The organism is Actinoplanes sp. NPDC051537, from assembly GCF_055586105.1.
The window spans coordinates 173,751-187,858 of record NZ_JBVJIU010000021.1 but is presented as its reverse complement, the minus strand read 5'-3'; the positions used below and the strand labels follow the sequence as shown (position 1 = coordinate 187,858).

17 protein-coding genes are annotated in these 14,108 nt (G+C 72.3%); 4 read left to right on the top strand and 13 right to left on the bottom strand.

The window, feature by feature from the left end; all coding sequences use genetic code 11:
* Nucleotides 1–128 precede the first annotated feature (128 nt).
* The 3 genes from ACZ6TB_RS40290 to ACZ6TB_RS40280 are packed head-to-tail and all read right to left on the bottom strand — an operon-like array spanning nucleotide 129 to nucleotide 4,284.
* Entirely contained in the window at nucleotides 129–467 is a 339-nt protein-coding gene (locus ACZ6TB_RS40290) for a DUF952 domain-containing protein (protein ID WP_465564284.1), read from the bottom strand.
* A 5-nt stretch (nucleotides 468–472) separates the two neighbouring features.
* Nucleotides 473–2,677, bottom strand: a complete 2,205-nt coding sequence (gene recG, locus ACZ6TB_RS40285) for an ATP-dependent DNA helicase RecG (RefSeq protein WP_465564281.1) — start codon at nucleotides 2,675–2,677, stop codon at nucleotides 473–475.
* Nucleotides 2,674–4,284 carry a DAK2 domain-containing protein gene (locus tag ACZ6TB_RS40280; protein ID WP_465564278.1) on the bottom strand — a complete coding sequence of 537 codons (1,611 nt, stop codon included), beginning with the start codon at nucleotides 4,282–4,284 and terminating at the stop codon, nucleotides 2,674–2,676. Before ACZ6TB_RS40280 ends, recG begins: the two co-directional genes overlap by 4 nt.
* A 162-nt stretch (nucleotides 4,285–4,446) precedes the next feature.
* Between ACZ6TB_RS40280 and rpmB the strand changes: the two genes are divergently transcribed.
* A complete protein-coding gene (gene rpmB / locus ACZ6TB_RS40275) occupies nucleotides 4,447–4,638 on the top strand; it encodes a 50S ribosomal protein L28 (protein ID WP_026207002.1) in 192 nt (63 codons plus the stop codon).
* Nucleotides 4,639–4,696: 58 nt separating this feature from the next.
* Here rpmB and ACZ6TB_RS40270 read toward each other — a convergent pair whose 3' ends face one another.
* Nucleotides 4,697–5,155, bottom strand: a complete 459-nt coding sequence (locus ACZ6TB_RS40270) for a GNAT family N-acetyltransferase (protein ID WP_465564275.1) — start codon at nucleotides 5,153–5,155, stop codon at nucleotides 4,697–4,699.
* Between the two features lie 32 nt (nucleotides 5,156–5,187).
* Entirely contained in the window at nucleotides 5,188–6,126 is a 939-nt protein-coding gene (locus tag ACZ6TB_RS40265; protein WP_465564273.1) for a thiamine-phosphate kinase, read from the bottom strand.
* Between the two features lie 97 nt (nucleotides 6,127–6,223).
* On the opposite strand from ACZ6TB_RS40265, the gene ACZ6TB_RS40260 reads away from it, so the two are divergent.
* The gene (locus ACZ6TB_RS40260; RefSeq protein ID WP_465564270.1) at nucleotides 6,224–6,457 is read left to right on the top strand and encodes an Lrp/AsnC ligand binding domain-containing protein; all 234 of its coding nucleotides are present in this window, start codon (nucleotides 6,224–6,226) and stop codon (nucleotides 6,455–6,457) included.
* Between the two features lie 2 nt (nucleotides 6,458–6,459).
* Entirely contained in the window at nucleotides 6,460–7,101 is a 642-nt protein-coding gene (locus ACZ6TB_RS40255; RefSeq protein WP_465564267.1) for a DUF3515 family protein, read from the top strand.
* Nucleotides 7,102–7,105: 4 nt separating this feature from the next.
* On the opposite strand, the gene ACZ6TB_RS40250 is transcribed toward ACZ6TB_RS40255, so the two are convergent.
* Nucleotides 7,106–8,200, bottom strand: coding sequence for a D-alanine--D-alanine ligase family protein (locus ACZ6TB_RS40250; RefSeq protein WP_465564264.1), 1,095 nt, complete (start codon nucleotides 8,198–8,200; stop codon nucleotides 7,106–7,108).
* A gap of 108 nt (nucleotides 8,201–8,308) precedes the next feature.
* On the opposite strand from ACZ6TB_RS40250, the gene ACZ6TB_RS40245 reads away from it, so the two are divergent.
* Nucleotides 8,309–8,794 (top strand): protein-tyrosine phosphatase family protein, encoded by a 486-nt coding sequence (locus ACZ6TB_RS40245; protein WP_465564261.1) that lies wholly within the window; start codon nucleotides 8,309–8,311, stop codon nucleotides 8,792–8,794.
* 3 nt (nucleotides 8,795–8,797) lie between these two features.
* On the opposite strand, the gene ACZ6TB_RS40240 is transcribed toward ACZ6TB_RS40245, so the two are convergent.
* The 7 genes from ACZ6TB_RS40240 to ACZ6TB_RS40210 form a co-directional block, all read right to left on the bottom strand.
* Complete coding sequence (locus ACZ6TB_RS40240; protein ID WP_465564258.1) at nucleotides 8,798–9,478, bottom strand: hypothetical protein; 681 nt, start codon at nucleotides 9,476–9,478, stop codon at nucleotides 8,798–8,800.
* Nucleotides 9,475–10,356 (bottom strand): ABC transporter ATP-binding protein, encoded by an 882-nt coding sequence (locus ACZ6TB_RS40235; RefSeq protein ID WP_465564255.1) that lies wholly within the window; start codon nucleotides 10,354–10,356, stop codon nucleotides 9,475–9,477. The genes ACZ6TB_RS40240 and ACZ6TB_RS40235 overlap by 4 nt, the downstream gene beginning before the upstream one ends.
* Nucleotides 10,353–10,706: a GntR family transcriptional regulator gene (locus ACZ6TB_RS40230; RefSeq protein WP_465564252.1), complete on the bottom strand. Its 354-nt coding sequence runs from the start codon at nucleotides 10,704–10,706 to the stop codon at nucleotides 10,353–10,355. Before ACZ6TB_RS40230 ends, ACZ6TB_RS40235 begins: the two co-directional genes overlap by 4 nt.
* Nucleotides 10,707–10,793: 87 nt before the next feature.
* Nucleotides 10,794–11,144, bottom strand: coding sequence for a hypothetical protein (locus ACZ6TB_RS40225; RefSeq protein WP_465564249.1), 351 nt, complete (start codon nucleotides 11,142–11,144; stop codon nucleotides 10,794–10,796).
* Complete coding sequence (locus tag ACZ6TB_RS40220) at nucleotides 11,141–12,244, bottom strand: cystathionine gamma-lyase (RefSeq protein WP_465564246.1); 1,104 nt, start codon at nucleotides 12,242–12,244, stop codon at nucleotides 11,141–11,143. The genes ACZ6TB_RS40225 and ACZ6TB_RS40220 overlap by 4 nt, the downstream gene beginning before the upstream one ends.
* Nucleotides 12,241–13,236, bottom strand: coding sequence for an NAD(P)H-dependent glycerol-3-phosphate dehydrogenase (locus ACZ6TB_RS40215; RefSeq protein WP_465564244.1), 996 nt, complete (start codon nucleotides 13,234–13,236; stop codon nucleotides 12,241–12,243). Before ACZ6TB_RS40215 ends, ACZ6TB_RS40220 begins: the two co-directional genes overlap by 4 nt.
* The gene (locus ACZ6TB_RS40210) at nucleotides 13,233–13,973 is read right to left on the bottom strand and encodes a lysophospholipid acyltransferase family protein (RefSeq protein WP_465564241.1); all 741 of its coding nucleotides are present in this window, start codon (nucleotides 13,971–13,973) and stop codon (nucleotides 13,233–13,235) included. Before ACZ6TB_RS40210 ends, ACZ6TB_RS40215 begins: the two co-directional genes overlap by 4 nt.
* Between the last annotated feature and the right edge of the window lie 135 nt (nucleotides 13,974–14,108).

The window sequence follows — 14,108 nt, the reverse complement described above, 5'->3', positions numbered from 1 at the left end:
GCGGGGGGGGTTCTTTTTTTCCTGGCCTCTGCACAAAAAGGCAACCCCCCCCCCCGAGAGCAAGCCTGCGGGGAAAAGCACCTCCGCCCCTGGGAACCCCCCCCGCCTTTCTTATGAGAGACGAGTTCTTATGAGAGACGGGGGAAAGAGCCGTCCGGATGGGGCAGGTATTCGGTGGTCTCGACGACCGCGGCGACCGGCAACGGCGCGTAGAGGTGGGGGAAGAGCGCGCCCTCCGGATGGGGCGGGTCGCCCTCCTCCCAGGTGACCGGGACCGGCAGCAGCGACTCGTCGATGTGCAGCAGGAGCAGGTCGGTGCGGCCCCGGAAACGCAGCGTCGCGGGCATGTGCACCCACTCGGCGGTGGAGCAGTGGATGTAGCCCTCGGTCGCCAGCGTGTCGCCCTCGTAGGCGCCCTCCGCGACCGCCTTGGCCCAGACGTCGCGCGGGCAGATGTGCAGGATCAAAGTCGTCAGCCCTTCTCCAGGTATTCCGCCCGCTCCTCGTCGACCAGGGCGGCCACCGAGGCGGCCAGGGCGGGGTATTTCGACAGGTCGGGGTCGTCGCCGATGAGCTCGGACGCCTCGGTGCGGGCGTCGGTGATCAGCTTGGCGTCGCGCAGCAGGGAGAGCAGCCTCAGGTGCGAGTGGCGGCCGGACTGCGAGGCGCCCAGAACGTCGCCCTCGCGGCGCTGCTCGAGGTCGATCTCGGAGAGGCGGAAGCCGTCGGTGGTGGCCGCCACCGCGTCGAGCCGCTCGCGGGCGGCGGTGCCCTCGACCGACTCGGTGACCAGCAGGCAGATGCCGGCCGCCGAGCCGCGGCCCACCCGGCCGCGCAGCTGGTGCAGCTGGGAGACGCCGAACCGGTCGGCGTCCATGATGATCATGACGGTCGCGTTGGGCACGTCGACGCCGACCTCGATGACCGTGGTGGCGACCAGGACGTCGAGGTCGCCGGCCGCGAACGCGCGCATCACCGCGTCCTTCTCGTCGGTGGGCAGCTTGCCGTGCAGCACGCCGATCCGCAGGCCGTGCAACGGTCCCTCGGCCAGCAGCGAGCCGACCTCGGTGACGGCCAGGGGCGGGCGCCGGGCGGGCTCATTGTCGCCGGGAGGCTCCTCGTCCTCGTCGGCGCCCGCGGTGCCGATGCGCGGGCAGACCACGTACGCCTGATGGCCGTTCTTGACCTCTTCGCGCAGCCGCTTCCAGGCCCGGTCGAGGAACGCCGGGCGCTCGGGCGGCACGACGTGCGAGGCGATCGGCGAGCGGCCGCGCGGCAACTGCGACAAAGTGGACGTCTCGAGGTCTCCATAGACGGTCATCGCGACCGTACGCGGAATCGGGGTCGCCGTCATGACCAGCACATGGGGTGGGCGGGCGGCCTTGGCGCGCAGGGCGTCCCGCTGCTCGACGCCGAACCGGTGCTGCTCGTCGACCACCACCAGGCCCAGGTCTTTGAAGTCGACGCCCTCGTAGAGCAGGGCGTGCGTGCCGATCACGATGCCGGCCGTGCCGTCCGCGACCTTGGCCAGCGCCGCCCGCCGGGCCACCGCGCCGAGCGAGCCGGTGACCAGGGTGAGCTGCGTGCCGCCGGGGTCGCCGTCGATCTCGCCGGCCCGGCCGAGCGCGCCGAGCTGGGCGCCGATGCCGCGGAAGTGCTGGGTGGCGAGCACCTCGGTCGGCGCGAGCAGGGCCGCCTGGCCGCCGGAGTCGACGACCTGGAGCATGGCCCGCACCGAGACCAGCGTCTTGCCCGAGCCGACCTCGCCCTGCAACAACCGGTGCATCGGATGAGGGCGGGTCAGGTCGGCGGCGATCTCCTCGCCCACCTCACGCTGGCCCTCGGTCAGCTCGTACGGCAAGGAGGCGTCGAACTTGTCGAGAATGCCGCCGTGGACGCGGGGCCGGGCGGTGCCGGGGATGGCGGCCGATCGCGCCCGCCGCTGCACCAGCGTGAGCTGGACCGCGAACGCCTCGTCCCACTTCAGCCGGTATTTCGCCGAGAACAGCGCCTCCTTCGACGTGGGGCGGTGGATCTCGTGCAGGGCGGTGCCGATGCCGACCAGGTTGCGGTTGGCGCGCACGGGCGGCGGCAGCGGGTCGTCGGGCGCCTGGAACGTGTCGAGCACCGTGCGCACGCACTTGGCGATCACCCACGTCGGCACCGCCTGGGCCGCCGGGTAGACCGGGATGAGCGCGCCGGCGAACTCCTCGATCTCCTCGGCCGCCTCGTCCTGCGTCGCGTCGGCGCTCAGCAGCTGATAGGCCGGGCCGTTGAGCTGCCGCTTGCCCCGGAAGTCGGTGATCTTGCCAGCGAACAGGCCCCACCGGCCGCGGCGCAGCTCGCGCTCGCGCCAGGCCTGGTTGAAGAACGTGCACGTCAGCGTGGCGCCGGAGCCGTCGCCGATGGTTATCTCCAGCATGTTGCCCTTGCGGGCGCGCATCGGCTTGACGCTCATCGACTGCACCTGGGCCAGCAGCGTGACCTGCTCGCCGATCTGCAGGTCGCGCATGTCGGTGTGCTCGCCGCGCTCGTCGTAGCGCCGGGGGAAGTGATAGACGAGGTCGCCGGCCGTGTGCAGGTCGAGGTGGGTGGCGAGCGCCTTGGCGGTGCGCTCGCCCAGCACCGCGCGCAACGGCGTGGTCGTCGTGGTGGCGGTGGCAGTCGGCTCGGTCATTCCACTCCAACCAGCAGGTGATACCGCGGCTGGCCGCCCGCGTAGCACTCGAGCTCGACGAACGGCCAGGCGTGCGTGACGTGGCCGCGCAGCGTCCCCTCGAGGGCGGCCGGGGCGTCGGCCCCGAGCACGAGCGTGGCCAGCTCGCCGCCGCCGCCCAGCATGCGGTCGAGCAGGCGGCGGCTGACGTCCCCGAGGTCGGCGCCGATCACGTGCACCTCGCCGTCGACGAGGCCGAGCAGGTCGCCGGCGCGGCACGGGCCGGCGACCGTGAGCGAGTCGCGCTGGGCGGTGCAGACCTCGCCGTAGCGGCAGGCGCCGGCCGCCTCGGCCATCGCGATGACGTCGTCGGCGAAGGGCCGGGCCGGGTCGCGCACGGCCAGCGCGGCGAGCGCCTGGACCGGCGAGCGGGTCGGCACCACGCTCACCCGCACCCCGGCCGACTCGGCCTCGCGGGCGGCGACGGTGGCGACGGCTTGGGTGTTCGCGTCGTTGGGCAGCAGCACGACGCTGCCGGCGCCGGACGCGGTGATCGCCTCGACCATCTCGCGGATCGACGGGTTGCGGCCGACGACGGTGGCGCCCTCGGCCTCGAAGAGCGCGGTGAGCCCGTCGCCCGCGGCCACCACGACGGCGGCCCGCGCCGGCTCCGGCGGGGGCGCCACGACCTGGGGCTCGATCACGTGGGCGCGACCGTCCTCGAGCGGCGTGACGCTGATGCGGTGCGGCCGGCCGGCCACGACCCCGGCCTCGAGCGCGGGGCCGATGCGGGCGGCGCTCACGTGGACATGAACATTCCAGGTGCCGTCGCCGGAGCCGACCACGACGAGCGAGTCGCCCAGGCCGTCGAGCGCCGTGCGCAGCGTGGCCACGGCCGGCTCGTCGGCCTCGAGCAGGTATTGCACCTCGTAGCCGAAGACGTCGTCGTCGCTCGGCGGGGCGACGACCGCGGGCGCGGCCGCCTCGGGCTCGGCGCCGGGGCCGGTGAGGGCCTCGACCAGCGCGTCGAGCAGCAGGACCAGCCCGCGGCCGCCGGCGTCGACCACGCCCGCCCGGGCCAGCACCGGCAGCTGCTGCGGGGTGCGGGCCAGGGCCTCGGCCGCCGCGCCGGCCGCGGCGCGGGCGACCGCCACCAGGTCGTCGGACTTGATGCGGCCGGCGCCCTCGGCGGCCGCCGCCACCACGGACAGGACCGTGCCCTCGACCGGGCGGGCCACCGCCGCGTAGGCCGCCTCGGACGCCGAACGCAGGGCCCGGGCCAGATCGGCGCCGCGGGCCGCGGCCGAGGTGGCCAGGCTGTCGGCCATGCCGCGGAGGATCTGCGAGACGATCACGCCCGAGTTGCCGCGGGCGCCGAGCAGGGCGCCCCGGGCCATCCGGCGCAGCGTGCTGCCCGGGGGTGAGCTGCCCGGCGGCGCCGGCTCGCCGGCCACCTCGTCGAGCGCCTGCTGGGCCGACGTGAGGGTGAGCACGAGGTTGGTGCCGGTGTCGCCGTCGGGCACCGGATAGACGTTCAGCTCGTCGATCTCGCGCTGGTGGGCGCGGAGCGCTTCCAGCCCACCGCCGCACCAGCGGCGTACGGCGGCAGCGTCCAGGGTCTCCAGCACGCGAAAATCGTACTAACGTCCCCTGACATTCTCCGCGGACCGCACCCTGACCGGGGGCGATTGGCTGTCACGGCGCACCATCGGGTAACCTTGCCGGGTTGCCTTGGCGTTGGTTCGCGGGGCTGCCTTGACGATCTAGAAGACAAACCTCAGGAGTACCCCGTGGCTAGCGTGTGCGACGTCTGTGGCAAGGGACCGGGCTTCGGCCACAACGTGTCCCACTCGCACCGGCGGACCAACCGCCGCTGGAACCCGAACATTCAGTCGGTGCGTACCCCGGCCGGTGGCGGCACGACCAAGAAGCTCAAGGTCTGCACCTCGTGCATCAAGGCCGGCAAGGTCGTCCGCGCCTAGTTCGAGTGCCTGCTCTTCTTAGCCGCCCGATCCCACTGGGGTCGGGCGGCTAAGTGCGTTACAGGTCTCTCGCGAAGGACAGCACGCCCTCTTCGCCGGCGTAGAAGCCGAAGTCCTCTATCCGGACATATCCGGCTTTCTCGTAGAGCGCGATCGCCTCGGGCTGCTTGTCGCCCGTTTCCAGGATCACCCGCTTGCAGCCGGCAGCCCGAGCAGACTCCTCCACGGTGGCCAGCAAGCGCCGCCCCAGCCCACGCCGGCGCCCCGCCTTGGCGGTGAACATCCGCTTGAGTTCGGCGTCGTCACCGTGCCGGCGCCAGCCGACGCAGCCGAGCAACCGCTCCCCGTCGTCGGCCACGAAGAACGCACCCCGCGGCGGCGTGAAGTCGTCCGCGCCGATGGGCGTGTCGTCCCCGCTGCCGCCGTATCGCTCGGACAGCTCGGACAGCACGTCGACGAGCAATGCCCGTACGGCCGGCTCGCCGATGTCCGCCCTTCTGATCTTGATCTCCTGCACGAGACCGACAATAACTACCGACTGAGCTTTCTCTAACGGAAGTGGTCCCAGCCCTGTGGGCCGGACCACGGCCGTCGATCGACCGTCACGCCGGTGCCGTCGTGCACCGTGCCGATCTCGTGCCACCCCTCGGGCAGGGTCACGCCGGGCGGGAACGTCGCGGCCAGCGCGTGGTCCTCTCCCCCGGCGAGCAGCCACTGGTACGGGTCGACGCCGAGCGCCGTCGCCGCGTCCCGCATCTGATCGGGGACGGTGAACGCGTCCCGCCGCACGTCGATCGCCACCAGGCTGGCCGACGCGAGGTGACCGAGATCCTGGAGGAGCCCGTCCGAGACGTCGATCATCGAGGTGGCGCCGTGCCGGGCGGCGAGCGGACCGGCCGCGTACGGCACGTCCGGTCGCCGATAGGCATCGACCAGCACCTTCGGCGTGCGGAATCCCCGGGACAGGATGGTGTATCCGCCCGCCGCGTGCCCGGTGCGCCCGGCCAGCGCCAGCACGTCGCCCGGCTGCGCGCCCGACCGCACCACCGGCGCGCGGCCGCCGAGATCGCCCAGCGCGGTCACCGCGATCGTCAGCGTCGGGCTCGACGACATGTCGCCGCCGACCACGCTCGCGCCGACCCGCGCCGCCTCGTCCGACAGGCCGCCGGCCAGGTCCTCGGCCCAGGCCACGTCGAGATCGGCCGGGGCGCAGAACGCGACCAGCAGCGCGGTCGGATCGGCGCCCATCGCCGCGATGTCGGCCAGGTTCGCGGCCGCCGCGCGGTGACCGACGTCACTCGCCGACGACCAGTCGCGGCGGAAATGGCGCCCCTCGACCAGCACGTCGGTGCAGGCCACCACCCGGCCGTCGGGCGCGGACACCACCGCGGCGTCGTCACCCGGGCCGAGCAGCGTCCTCGTGCCCTGGTCGAGCCGGGCGACGACCCGGGCGATCAACCCGAACTCGCCGATCTCGGCAATGCTCACCCTGTGCAGCCTTCCTTCCGGTGGCGTCCCGCAGCCGCGTGGATTCTTACGGTAGTTTCACGTTCGAGTTACGGCTGGCGGCGGATGGGAGCGGATCGTGGTCCAGGCATACATCCTGATCCAAACGGAGGTCGGAAAGGCTCATGACGTGGCCGTATCGATCGGAAAGATCCCCGGTGTCATCCGGGTCGACGCGGTGACGGGGCCCTACGACGTGGTGGTGCTCGCCGAGGCACACACCGTTGACGACCTCGGCGGGCTCATTGTGAGCAAAGTCCAGAACGTCACGGGCATCATGCGGACGCTCACCTGCTCCGTGGTAAACCTCTGAGCATGGTCGACGTGGAGACTCCGCCCGAGGTGCGCAGGCCGGACAAGACGGCGCGCAGCGCCGCGCTGTGGGCGGCCGCGTTCGCGGTTCCGATCGCGATCCTCGCGGGCCTCCTGATCTTCTGGCGTCTCGCGCCCGGGAACGACTCCGCGGCGCAGCCGGCGCCGACGTCGACCGCACCCCAGGTGGTGCCGTCCGCGCCGGTGCCGATGGCGGCGCCGAAGCTGGACGCGACCACCGCTCAGGTCTGCCTCGCGGTGACGTCACAGCTGCCGACGGCCGTACGCAACCTGCCCGCCCGGAAGGTGACCGGTGGCGCCGAGCAGAACGCGGCGTGGGGCGCGCCCCCGGTCACGCTGGCCTGCGGTGTGACGCAGCCGACCATGTGCGAGCGGGTCGACGGCGGGCACCCGGGCTGCGTGCCGCTGGACGCCACGATGTTCGCGATGAACGGGGTCTGCTGGTGGGGCCAGGACGGCCCGGCGTCCGACGTGTTCACCACGATGGACCGTGAGGTCGCCGTGCAGGTGACGGTGCCCGGCAGCTACCAGCAGACGGCGCAGTGGGCGAACGAGTTCTCCGACGCCGTGGTCAAGACGGTGAAGTCGAAGAGCACGGGCGTGCCCACCGGATGCACGCAATAAAACGTCAGTGAAGGCCGGTGCCGCGGCGTAGCGCGGTGCGGATCAGCCGGTCGACGACCTTCGGGTACTCGAGCCCGGTGGCGGCCCACATCAGCGGGAACATCGAGGTCGGCGTCATGCCCGGCATCGTGTTGATCTCGTTGAGGTAGACCTGGTGGTCGGCGGTGACGAAGAAGTCGACCCGGGCCAGGCCGGCGCAGTCGAGCGCGGTGAACGTGCGGCGGGCGTACTCCTGGACCTGGCGGGTCACCTCGGCGGGCAGGTCGGCCGGGATGTCGTAGCGGCCGCCGTCCAGGTACTTCGCCTCGAAGTCGTACCAGTCGTGCTCGTCGACGTGGATCTCGGCGAGCAGGGACGCCTCGGGCGTGCCGCCGGCCTCGCCCTCGAGCACGCCGCACTCGATCTCGCGGCCCACGATCGCGGCCTCGACCAGCACCTTCGGATCGATCTGCCGGGCGGTGGCGACGGCGTCGTCGAGGTCGGCCCAGTCGGTGACCTTGGTGATGCCGTGCGACGAGCCGGCCCGCGACGGCTTCACGAAGACCGGCAGGCCCAGGCGCTCCTTGTCCTCGTTGCTGAGCGAGACGCCGGCGCGGAGAACCGCGTACGGCCCGACCGGGATGCCCTCGACCGTCGCGAGCTTCTTGGTGAACTCCTTGTCCATGGCCGCGGCCGAGGCGAAGACGTTGGCCCCCACGTACGGGATGCCGGCCATCTCGAGCATGCCCTGGATCGTGCCGTCCTCGCCGTAGGCGCCGTGCAGCACCGGGAAGACCACGTCGACGCCGGCCAGCGACGAGACGCCGTCGGCCGGGTCGCGCACGATCAGCTCGGTGGCGGTCGGGTCGGCGGCGAGCACGACCGCGTGGCCGCTGGCCGCCGTGATCTCGGGCAGCTTCCGCTCGCTGATCGCCAGCGTGGCCGGGTCCTCGCCGGCCAGCACCCAGCCGCCCTCGCGGGTGATGCCGACCGGCACCACTTCGTACTGACCGGGGTCGAGGGCTCGCAGGATGCTCCCGGCACTCACGCACGAGATGGCGTGCTCGGAGCTGCGGCCACCGAACACGATCGCGACGCGGGTTTTCCGGGGAGTCGTCACTTTTCTTCGAGCCTCTCGCTAGCGGTCATGCCGGGGGGAACCCTACTCTGCGTTAGCCACTCACGGGATTGCCCGGCCGCCGCCACGGGACGAGGGAACTGCGGGTTCATGAGAGCAACACTCCAGGTAGTCGCCGAGACGAACACCGGGCAGTTGGCGACGATCGCGCACCCGCGTGGCGACGGCTGGGAGGCCGAGGAGCTGACCGAGCTCGCCGCCAGCGGGGTCACCGTTCTGGTCTCCGCGCTGACCACCGCCGAGCAGCAACGGATGGGCTTCGGCGGAACGGCGACGGCCGCGGCCGAGCTCGGCGTCGACTTCGTCCCGTTCCCGATCGCCGAGGGCGGCATCCCGCGCGACGAGGCGGCCAAGGTGGTCGGTCTCGCCGGCAAGCTCGCCGCGCACGTGCGGGCCGGGCGCTTCGTGGCCACCCAGTGCTTCGGCGGCGTCGGCCGGTCGACCCTGCTGGCCTGCACGACGCTGGTCCTGCTCGGCGTCGCACCGAGCGACGCGCTGCGCCGCGTCACCGGCGGCTCCGAGATGCCGGTGACACGGGACTGGCTGCACGACCTCTCCCGAACGACCCGCGTCTGAGTGTCAGGCGGCCGGGCGGCGGATCGGCACGTCGCTGACCGCCCGGTGCAGGGCGACGGCGGCGAGGGCGGTGGCCAGCAACGAGATCGGCAGCGCCGCCGCGTACGGCAGCGAGGCGTTGAACGTGCCGAACTCGTCGACGTTCAGGAGCCACTCGGCCACCGCCGCCGGGATCGCGCCGACCACCATGACGCCGAGGCCGATCACGGCACGCCAGCGGTAGAAGCCGACCGCGATCAGGGCGCCGGACACGAAGTAGGCGAGGGTAAGCGGCAGCATGTGCCCGAGCTCGGTGACGGCGCGGCCGAGCGTCACCACCGGGTAGCCGTCGCCGCGCTTGCCGATCGCCTCCAGCAGCACGCTCTCGAGGGCGTGCCCGACCACCACCGCGACCGCGAAGCTCACGCACATGACCAGGCCGAACACCCCGAGCGCGGCGAGGTACTCGTGCCGGGTCGCGCCGTTGGTCACGAACTGCCGCAGCTGCATCGCGACCAGCATGATGCCGACCACCAGCAGCCAGTACTTCGAGGCCGGGCCGCACAGCACCATCCACATGCTGAAGCCGAGGTCGGTCGAGGACGCCACGAGGCCGGCCACGATCAGGTAGGCGGCCAGGACGATCGGCACGAACCAGGCGAGGATCGGCCGGTAGACGCGGAACAGGGCGGTGCTCGCGCTCATCGGGTGGCCTCCAGCCGCTGTGCGGGGGACGTGAGGTGGATGAAGAGGTCCTGGATGCCGACCGGGCCGAAGGTGAGCCCGGCCGCCTCGCCGCGGCTGATGTCGGCCGGCTCGGGCCGCCAGTCGAGGGTCACGGCGCGTACGCCACCGAGGTTCTGCTCGCCGAGCACGAGGCGCCCGGCGGCGAAGACGTCCACCGCGGCGGCCGGCCCGGTCACGGTGACCCCGCGGCCGCGCAGCTCGTCGGTCTCCTGGTGCAGCAGCACCCGTCCCCGGTCCACGATGATCACTCGTTCGAAGAGGTCGGCGACCTCCTCGATGAGGTGGGTGGAGAGGATGACCGTGCGCGGGTGGGCCATGTAGTCGGCGAGCAGCTCGCGGTAGAACGCCGACCGGGCCACCGCGTCCATGCCGAGGTAGGTCTCGTCCAGGATGGTCAGTGGCGCCCGCGAGGCCAGCCCGAGCACGACGCCGACCGCCGACCGCTGACCCCGCGAGAGCGAAGCCGCCCGCTTGGCCGGGTTTATCTCGAACAGGTCGAGCAGCTTGGCCGCGTAGTCCGCGTCCCACCCCGGCCGCATCCAGCTCGCGAACGTCATGAGCTGGCGCACCTTGTCGGAGTCGTTGTTGTCGAGGCCGTCGCGGATGAAGCAGGTGTTGCGCATGACGGCCGGGTTCTCGAAGGCGTCGGCGCCGTCGACCCGGACCGTGCCGGCCGACGGGCGGCGGTACGACGCGAGGGCCGAGAGCAGGCTGGTCTTGCCCGAGCCGTTGCGGCCGAGCAGGCCGTAGATCTTGTCGGCCGGCAGGTCGAGGCTGACGTCGTCGACGGCGACCGTCGAGCCGTACCGGACGGTGAGGTCGCGAATCTCGATCATCGGGCGCTCCCGAGGTGCCGGACGATCTCGTCGACCTCGATGCCGATGCGCTTGGCCTCGTCCAGCATCGGCTCGACCACCTCGCTGAAGAACCGCTGACGGCGCTCGGCCCGCAGCCGCTCCCGGGCGTCCGGGCTGACGAACATGCCGATGCCGCGCTTCTTGTAGAGCACGCCCTCGTCGACGAGCTGGGCGAAGCCCTTGGCCGCGGTGGCCGGGTTGATGCGGTAGAAGGCCGCGTACTGGTTGGTGGACATGACCTGTTCGTCCTCCTTGAGGGCGCCGCTCAGAACGTCGTTCTTGATCCCGTCGGCGATCTGCAGGTAGATCGGGCTGCGGTCGTCGAACACCGAGCCTCCCTAGTTCTGCGGTTCATTACTCATGTAACGAACCATAGAGCCGACGAGGCATCCAAGCAAGGAGATGTCGGGTGAGCGTCAGGTGGCGAACGTCTGCGGGAGCGTTCCTTCATCCCAGAGACGATTGAGGTACGCGAGGAAGCCGACCAGGCTCCGCTCCAGTTCACGGCGCTGCGGGTCGGCCAGCTCGGCCAGCGGGTCGGAGAAGACCAGGCCCTCGGGGTGCTTGGCGCGGGTGCCCACGAACTTCTGGCAGGCCGCGCACCAGACGTAGCTGACCAGGGTCGGCCGGCGCGCGTTCGACGGCGCGTTCACGTACGCGCGGAGTCGCTTCTCGCCGCACGCGGGACAGACCCGCTCGCCCGGCGCGGCGAAGAAGCTCTCGCCGGTCGCCAGCGCCGCGACCTCGTCGGCGGAGAAGGTGTTCAAGCCTGGTCCAGGGCCGCGGTCAGATCGGCCAGCAGGTCGTCCGTGTCCTCGATCCCGCACGAGAAACGCACGAAGCCGGGCGCGGTGTCGTCGCCCCACTGGGCCCGCCGGTCGGCCGTGGTGTGCACGCCGCCGAACGAGGTCGCCGCGAAGACGAGCGAGGCCGCGGCGAGGAAGCGGGCCACCCGGTCGGCCGACCCGAGGTCGAACGAGACCACCCCGGGGATGCGCCGCATCTGGGCGCTCGCCACCGCGTACGACGGATCCGACTCCAGGCCCGGCCAGCGCACGCCGGTCACGTCGTCCCGGGCGGCCAGCAGCGACGCCACCGCCGCCGCGTTCGCCGTCTGGCGGGCCAGCCGCAGGTCGAGCGTCGCGATCGAGCGGTGCGCGAGCCAGCAGTCGAACGCTCCGGGCACGCCGCCGGTCTGCTTGCGCCACGTCTCGACCTTGGCGAAGAGCTCGTCGTCGCCGGTCGACACGTAGCCCAGCAGCACGTCGGAGTGGCCGGTCAGCGCCTTGGTGCCGGAGGCGACCACGACGTCGGCGCCGAGCGCGAGCGGGAGCTGGCCGAGCGGCGTGGCCGTGGTGTTGTCGACCGCGACCAGGGCGCCGGCGGCGTGGGCGGCCGCGGCGACGGCCCCGATGTCGCACACGTCGAGGCCGGGATTGGCCGGCGTCTCGAGCAGCACCAGCCGTACGCCCGAGAAGTCGGGGTAAGGGCCGGCGGTCGGCACCTGGATCGCGGAGACGCCCAGCTCCCGGAGTGCTCCCTCGGCGAACGCCCGGACCGTGAAGTAGCCGTCGGCGGGCAGCGCCACGGTGTCGCCCGCGCGCAGCACCGACAGCAGCAGCGCGGTGATCGCCGCCTGGCCGCTCGCGAAGACCAGCGTCGGCGCGCCCTCGAGCTGGCCGATCGCCGCCTCCAGCTGCCGCCGGGTCGGGTGCTCGGTGCGGGCGTAGCCGTTCTCGCCCGGGCCGTCGACCGGATCGAGGTGGTACGGCGCCGCGAACACCGGCCCGGGCAGGAACGGCTCGCCCACGACCGGCTCGGGCAGGCCCGCGTGCACGACGCGGGTTCCGTCGGAGTACTCGCTCATTCCGGCTTGATCTCCCGGCCCATCAGCATCTTCACGGCGACGCGCGGATCGGCGCCCTCGTGGCACACCCGCTCGACCTGTTCGGTGATCGGCATCTCCACCCCGGCCGTCCGGGCCAGGTCGCGGATCGCCAGGCAGCTCTTCACGCCCTCGGCCGTCTGCCGGGCCGCCTTCTGCGCCTCCTCCAGCGACCGGCCCCGGCCCAGTTCCTCGCCGAAGGTGCGGTTGCGCGACAGCGGCGACGAGCAGGTGGCGACCAGGTCGCCGAGGCCGGCCAGGCCGGCGAAGGTCAGCGGGTCGGCGCCCAGGGCCACGCCGAGCCGGGCGGTCTCGGCCAGCCCCCGGGTGATCAGCGAGGCCCGGGTGTTGTCGCCCATGCCCATCGCGATCGTCATCCCGTAGGCGAGCGCGATCACGTTCTTGACGGCGCCGCCCATCTCGCAGCCGATCACGTCCTCGCTCGTGTACGGGCGCAGGTAGGGCAGCGCGATCGCCTGCTGGACGGCCCGGCAGCGGTCGGGGTCGGTCCCGGCCACCACGGTCGCGGCCGGCTGCTCTCCGGCGATCTCAGGGGCCAGGTTGGGGCCGGAGACGACCACGACCTGGTCCGGCTCGACCCGGGCGGTCTCGACGATGACCTGGCTCATCCGCTTGGTCGTGCCGAGCTCGATGCCCTTCATCAGCGAGACCAGCGTGGCGCCGGGCGCGAAGTGGGCGGCCCACTCGGCCAGGTTGCCGCGCAGCGTCTGGGACGGCACCGCGATGGCGATCAGGCCCGCGCCGCCGACCGCCTCGGCGATGTCGCTGGTGGCGGTGATGGTGGCCGGGAGCTTCAGCCCGGGCAGGGCGCTCTCGTTCACGTGCCGGTCGCGGATCTCGGCCGCGACCTGCTCGCGGCGCGCCCACATGGTCACGTCGCTGCCGGCCTCGGCCAGCACCTTGGCGAACGCGGTGCCCCAGGCGCCCGCGCCGATCACGGCCACCCGGCTCATCCGGCGTCCTCGGTGGTGGTCGTCGTGGCGCGCTTGGCGGCGGGCCGGTCGTACAGCTCGGGCGGCGGGGTGCCGTCGCGCAGGCCGGTGAGCAGCTCCTGGACGTCCAGCATGATCTTGTCGGTCATCTGGTCGAGCACCGCCCGGGTCGGCTGGGCGCCGGACCACCGGGACAGGTCGACCGGGTCGCCGGCGGCGACGGTCACCGGCGTACGCATCTTGACCTTGAGCTTGCTGGTGCGCGGGTCGAAGACCGTCTGCGCGCCCCAGTTCGCCATCGGGACGACCGGAGCGCCGGTGAGCAGCGCCAGCCGGGCCGCGCCGGTCTTGCCGCGCATCGGCCACAGGTCGGGCTGCCGGGTCGTCGTGCCCTCCGGATAGATCACCACCACGCCGCCGTCGTCGAGGGCGGCGACCAGGGCGTCGAGCGACTTCACCGCCTCCACACTGCCGCGTTCCACCGGGATCTGCTTGACCTTGCGCAGGAATGGCCCCATGACGGGCACCCGCCAGAGGCTCGCCTTGCCGAGGAAGCGCGGCCAGCGGCCGGCGCCGTAGATGAAGTGCGCCACCACCAGCGGGTCGAAGTGCGACACGTGGTTGGGCGCGATGATCACCCCACCGGTCGGCGGGATCTTGTCGAGCCCGGCCCAGGTCCGCTTGGTCCAGATCTTGAGCACCGGGAGGACGAGCACGACCGCGAAACGTCGCCAGAATCCCAGCCTGCGCCGTGCCACGGCCCCTCCTGCCCTACCCGCGGCGTGTCCCCACCGCGGCCCCATGACCTCGCTGGAATCATGCCTGCTCGCGGCCGCCGGGACCAGGCAGGGGTCCTTGCCGCCGGCGTGACGACCGTCGCTGGCAGACTTGGC

What these genes read in the sequence shown, in the direction of transcription:
- recG (WP_465564281.1), bottom strand. Translation starts at nt 2,677, where the DNA reads ATGACCGAGCCGACTGCCACCGCCACCACGACGACCACGCCGTTGCGC.
- ACZ6TB_RS40255 (WP_465564267.1), top strand. Translation starts at nt 6,460, where the DNA reads ATGGTCGACGTGGAGACTCCGCCCGAGGTGCGCAGGCCGGACAAGACG.
- ACZ6TB_RS40245 (WP_465564261.1), top strand. Translation starts at nt 8,309, where the DNA reads ATGAGAGCAACACTCCAGGTAGTCGCCGAGACGAACACCGGGCAGTTG.
- ACZ6TB_RS40240 (WP_465564258.1), bottom strand. Translation starts at nt 9,478, where the DNA reads ATGAGCGCGAGCACCGCCCTGTTCCGCGTCTACCGGCCGATCCTCGCC.
- ACZ6TB_RS40235 (WP_465564255.1), bottom strand. Translation starts at nt 10,356, where the DNA reads ATGATCGAGATTCGCGACCTCACCGTCCGGTACGGCTCGACGGTCGCC.
- ACZ6TB_RS40220 (WP_465564246.1), bottom strand. Translation starts at nt 12,244, where the DNA reads ATGAGCGAGTACTCCGACGGAACCCGCGTCGTGCACGCGGGCCTGCCC.
- ACZ6TB_RS40215 (WP_465564244.1), bottom strand. Translation starts at nt 13,236, where the DNA reads ATGAGCCGGGTGGCCGTGATCGGCGCGGGCGCCTGGGGCACCGCGTTC.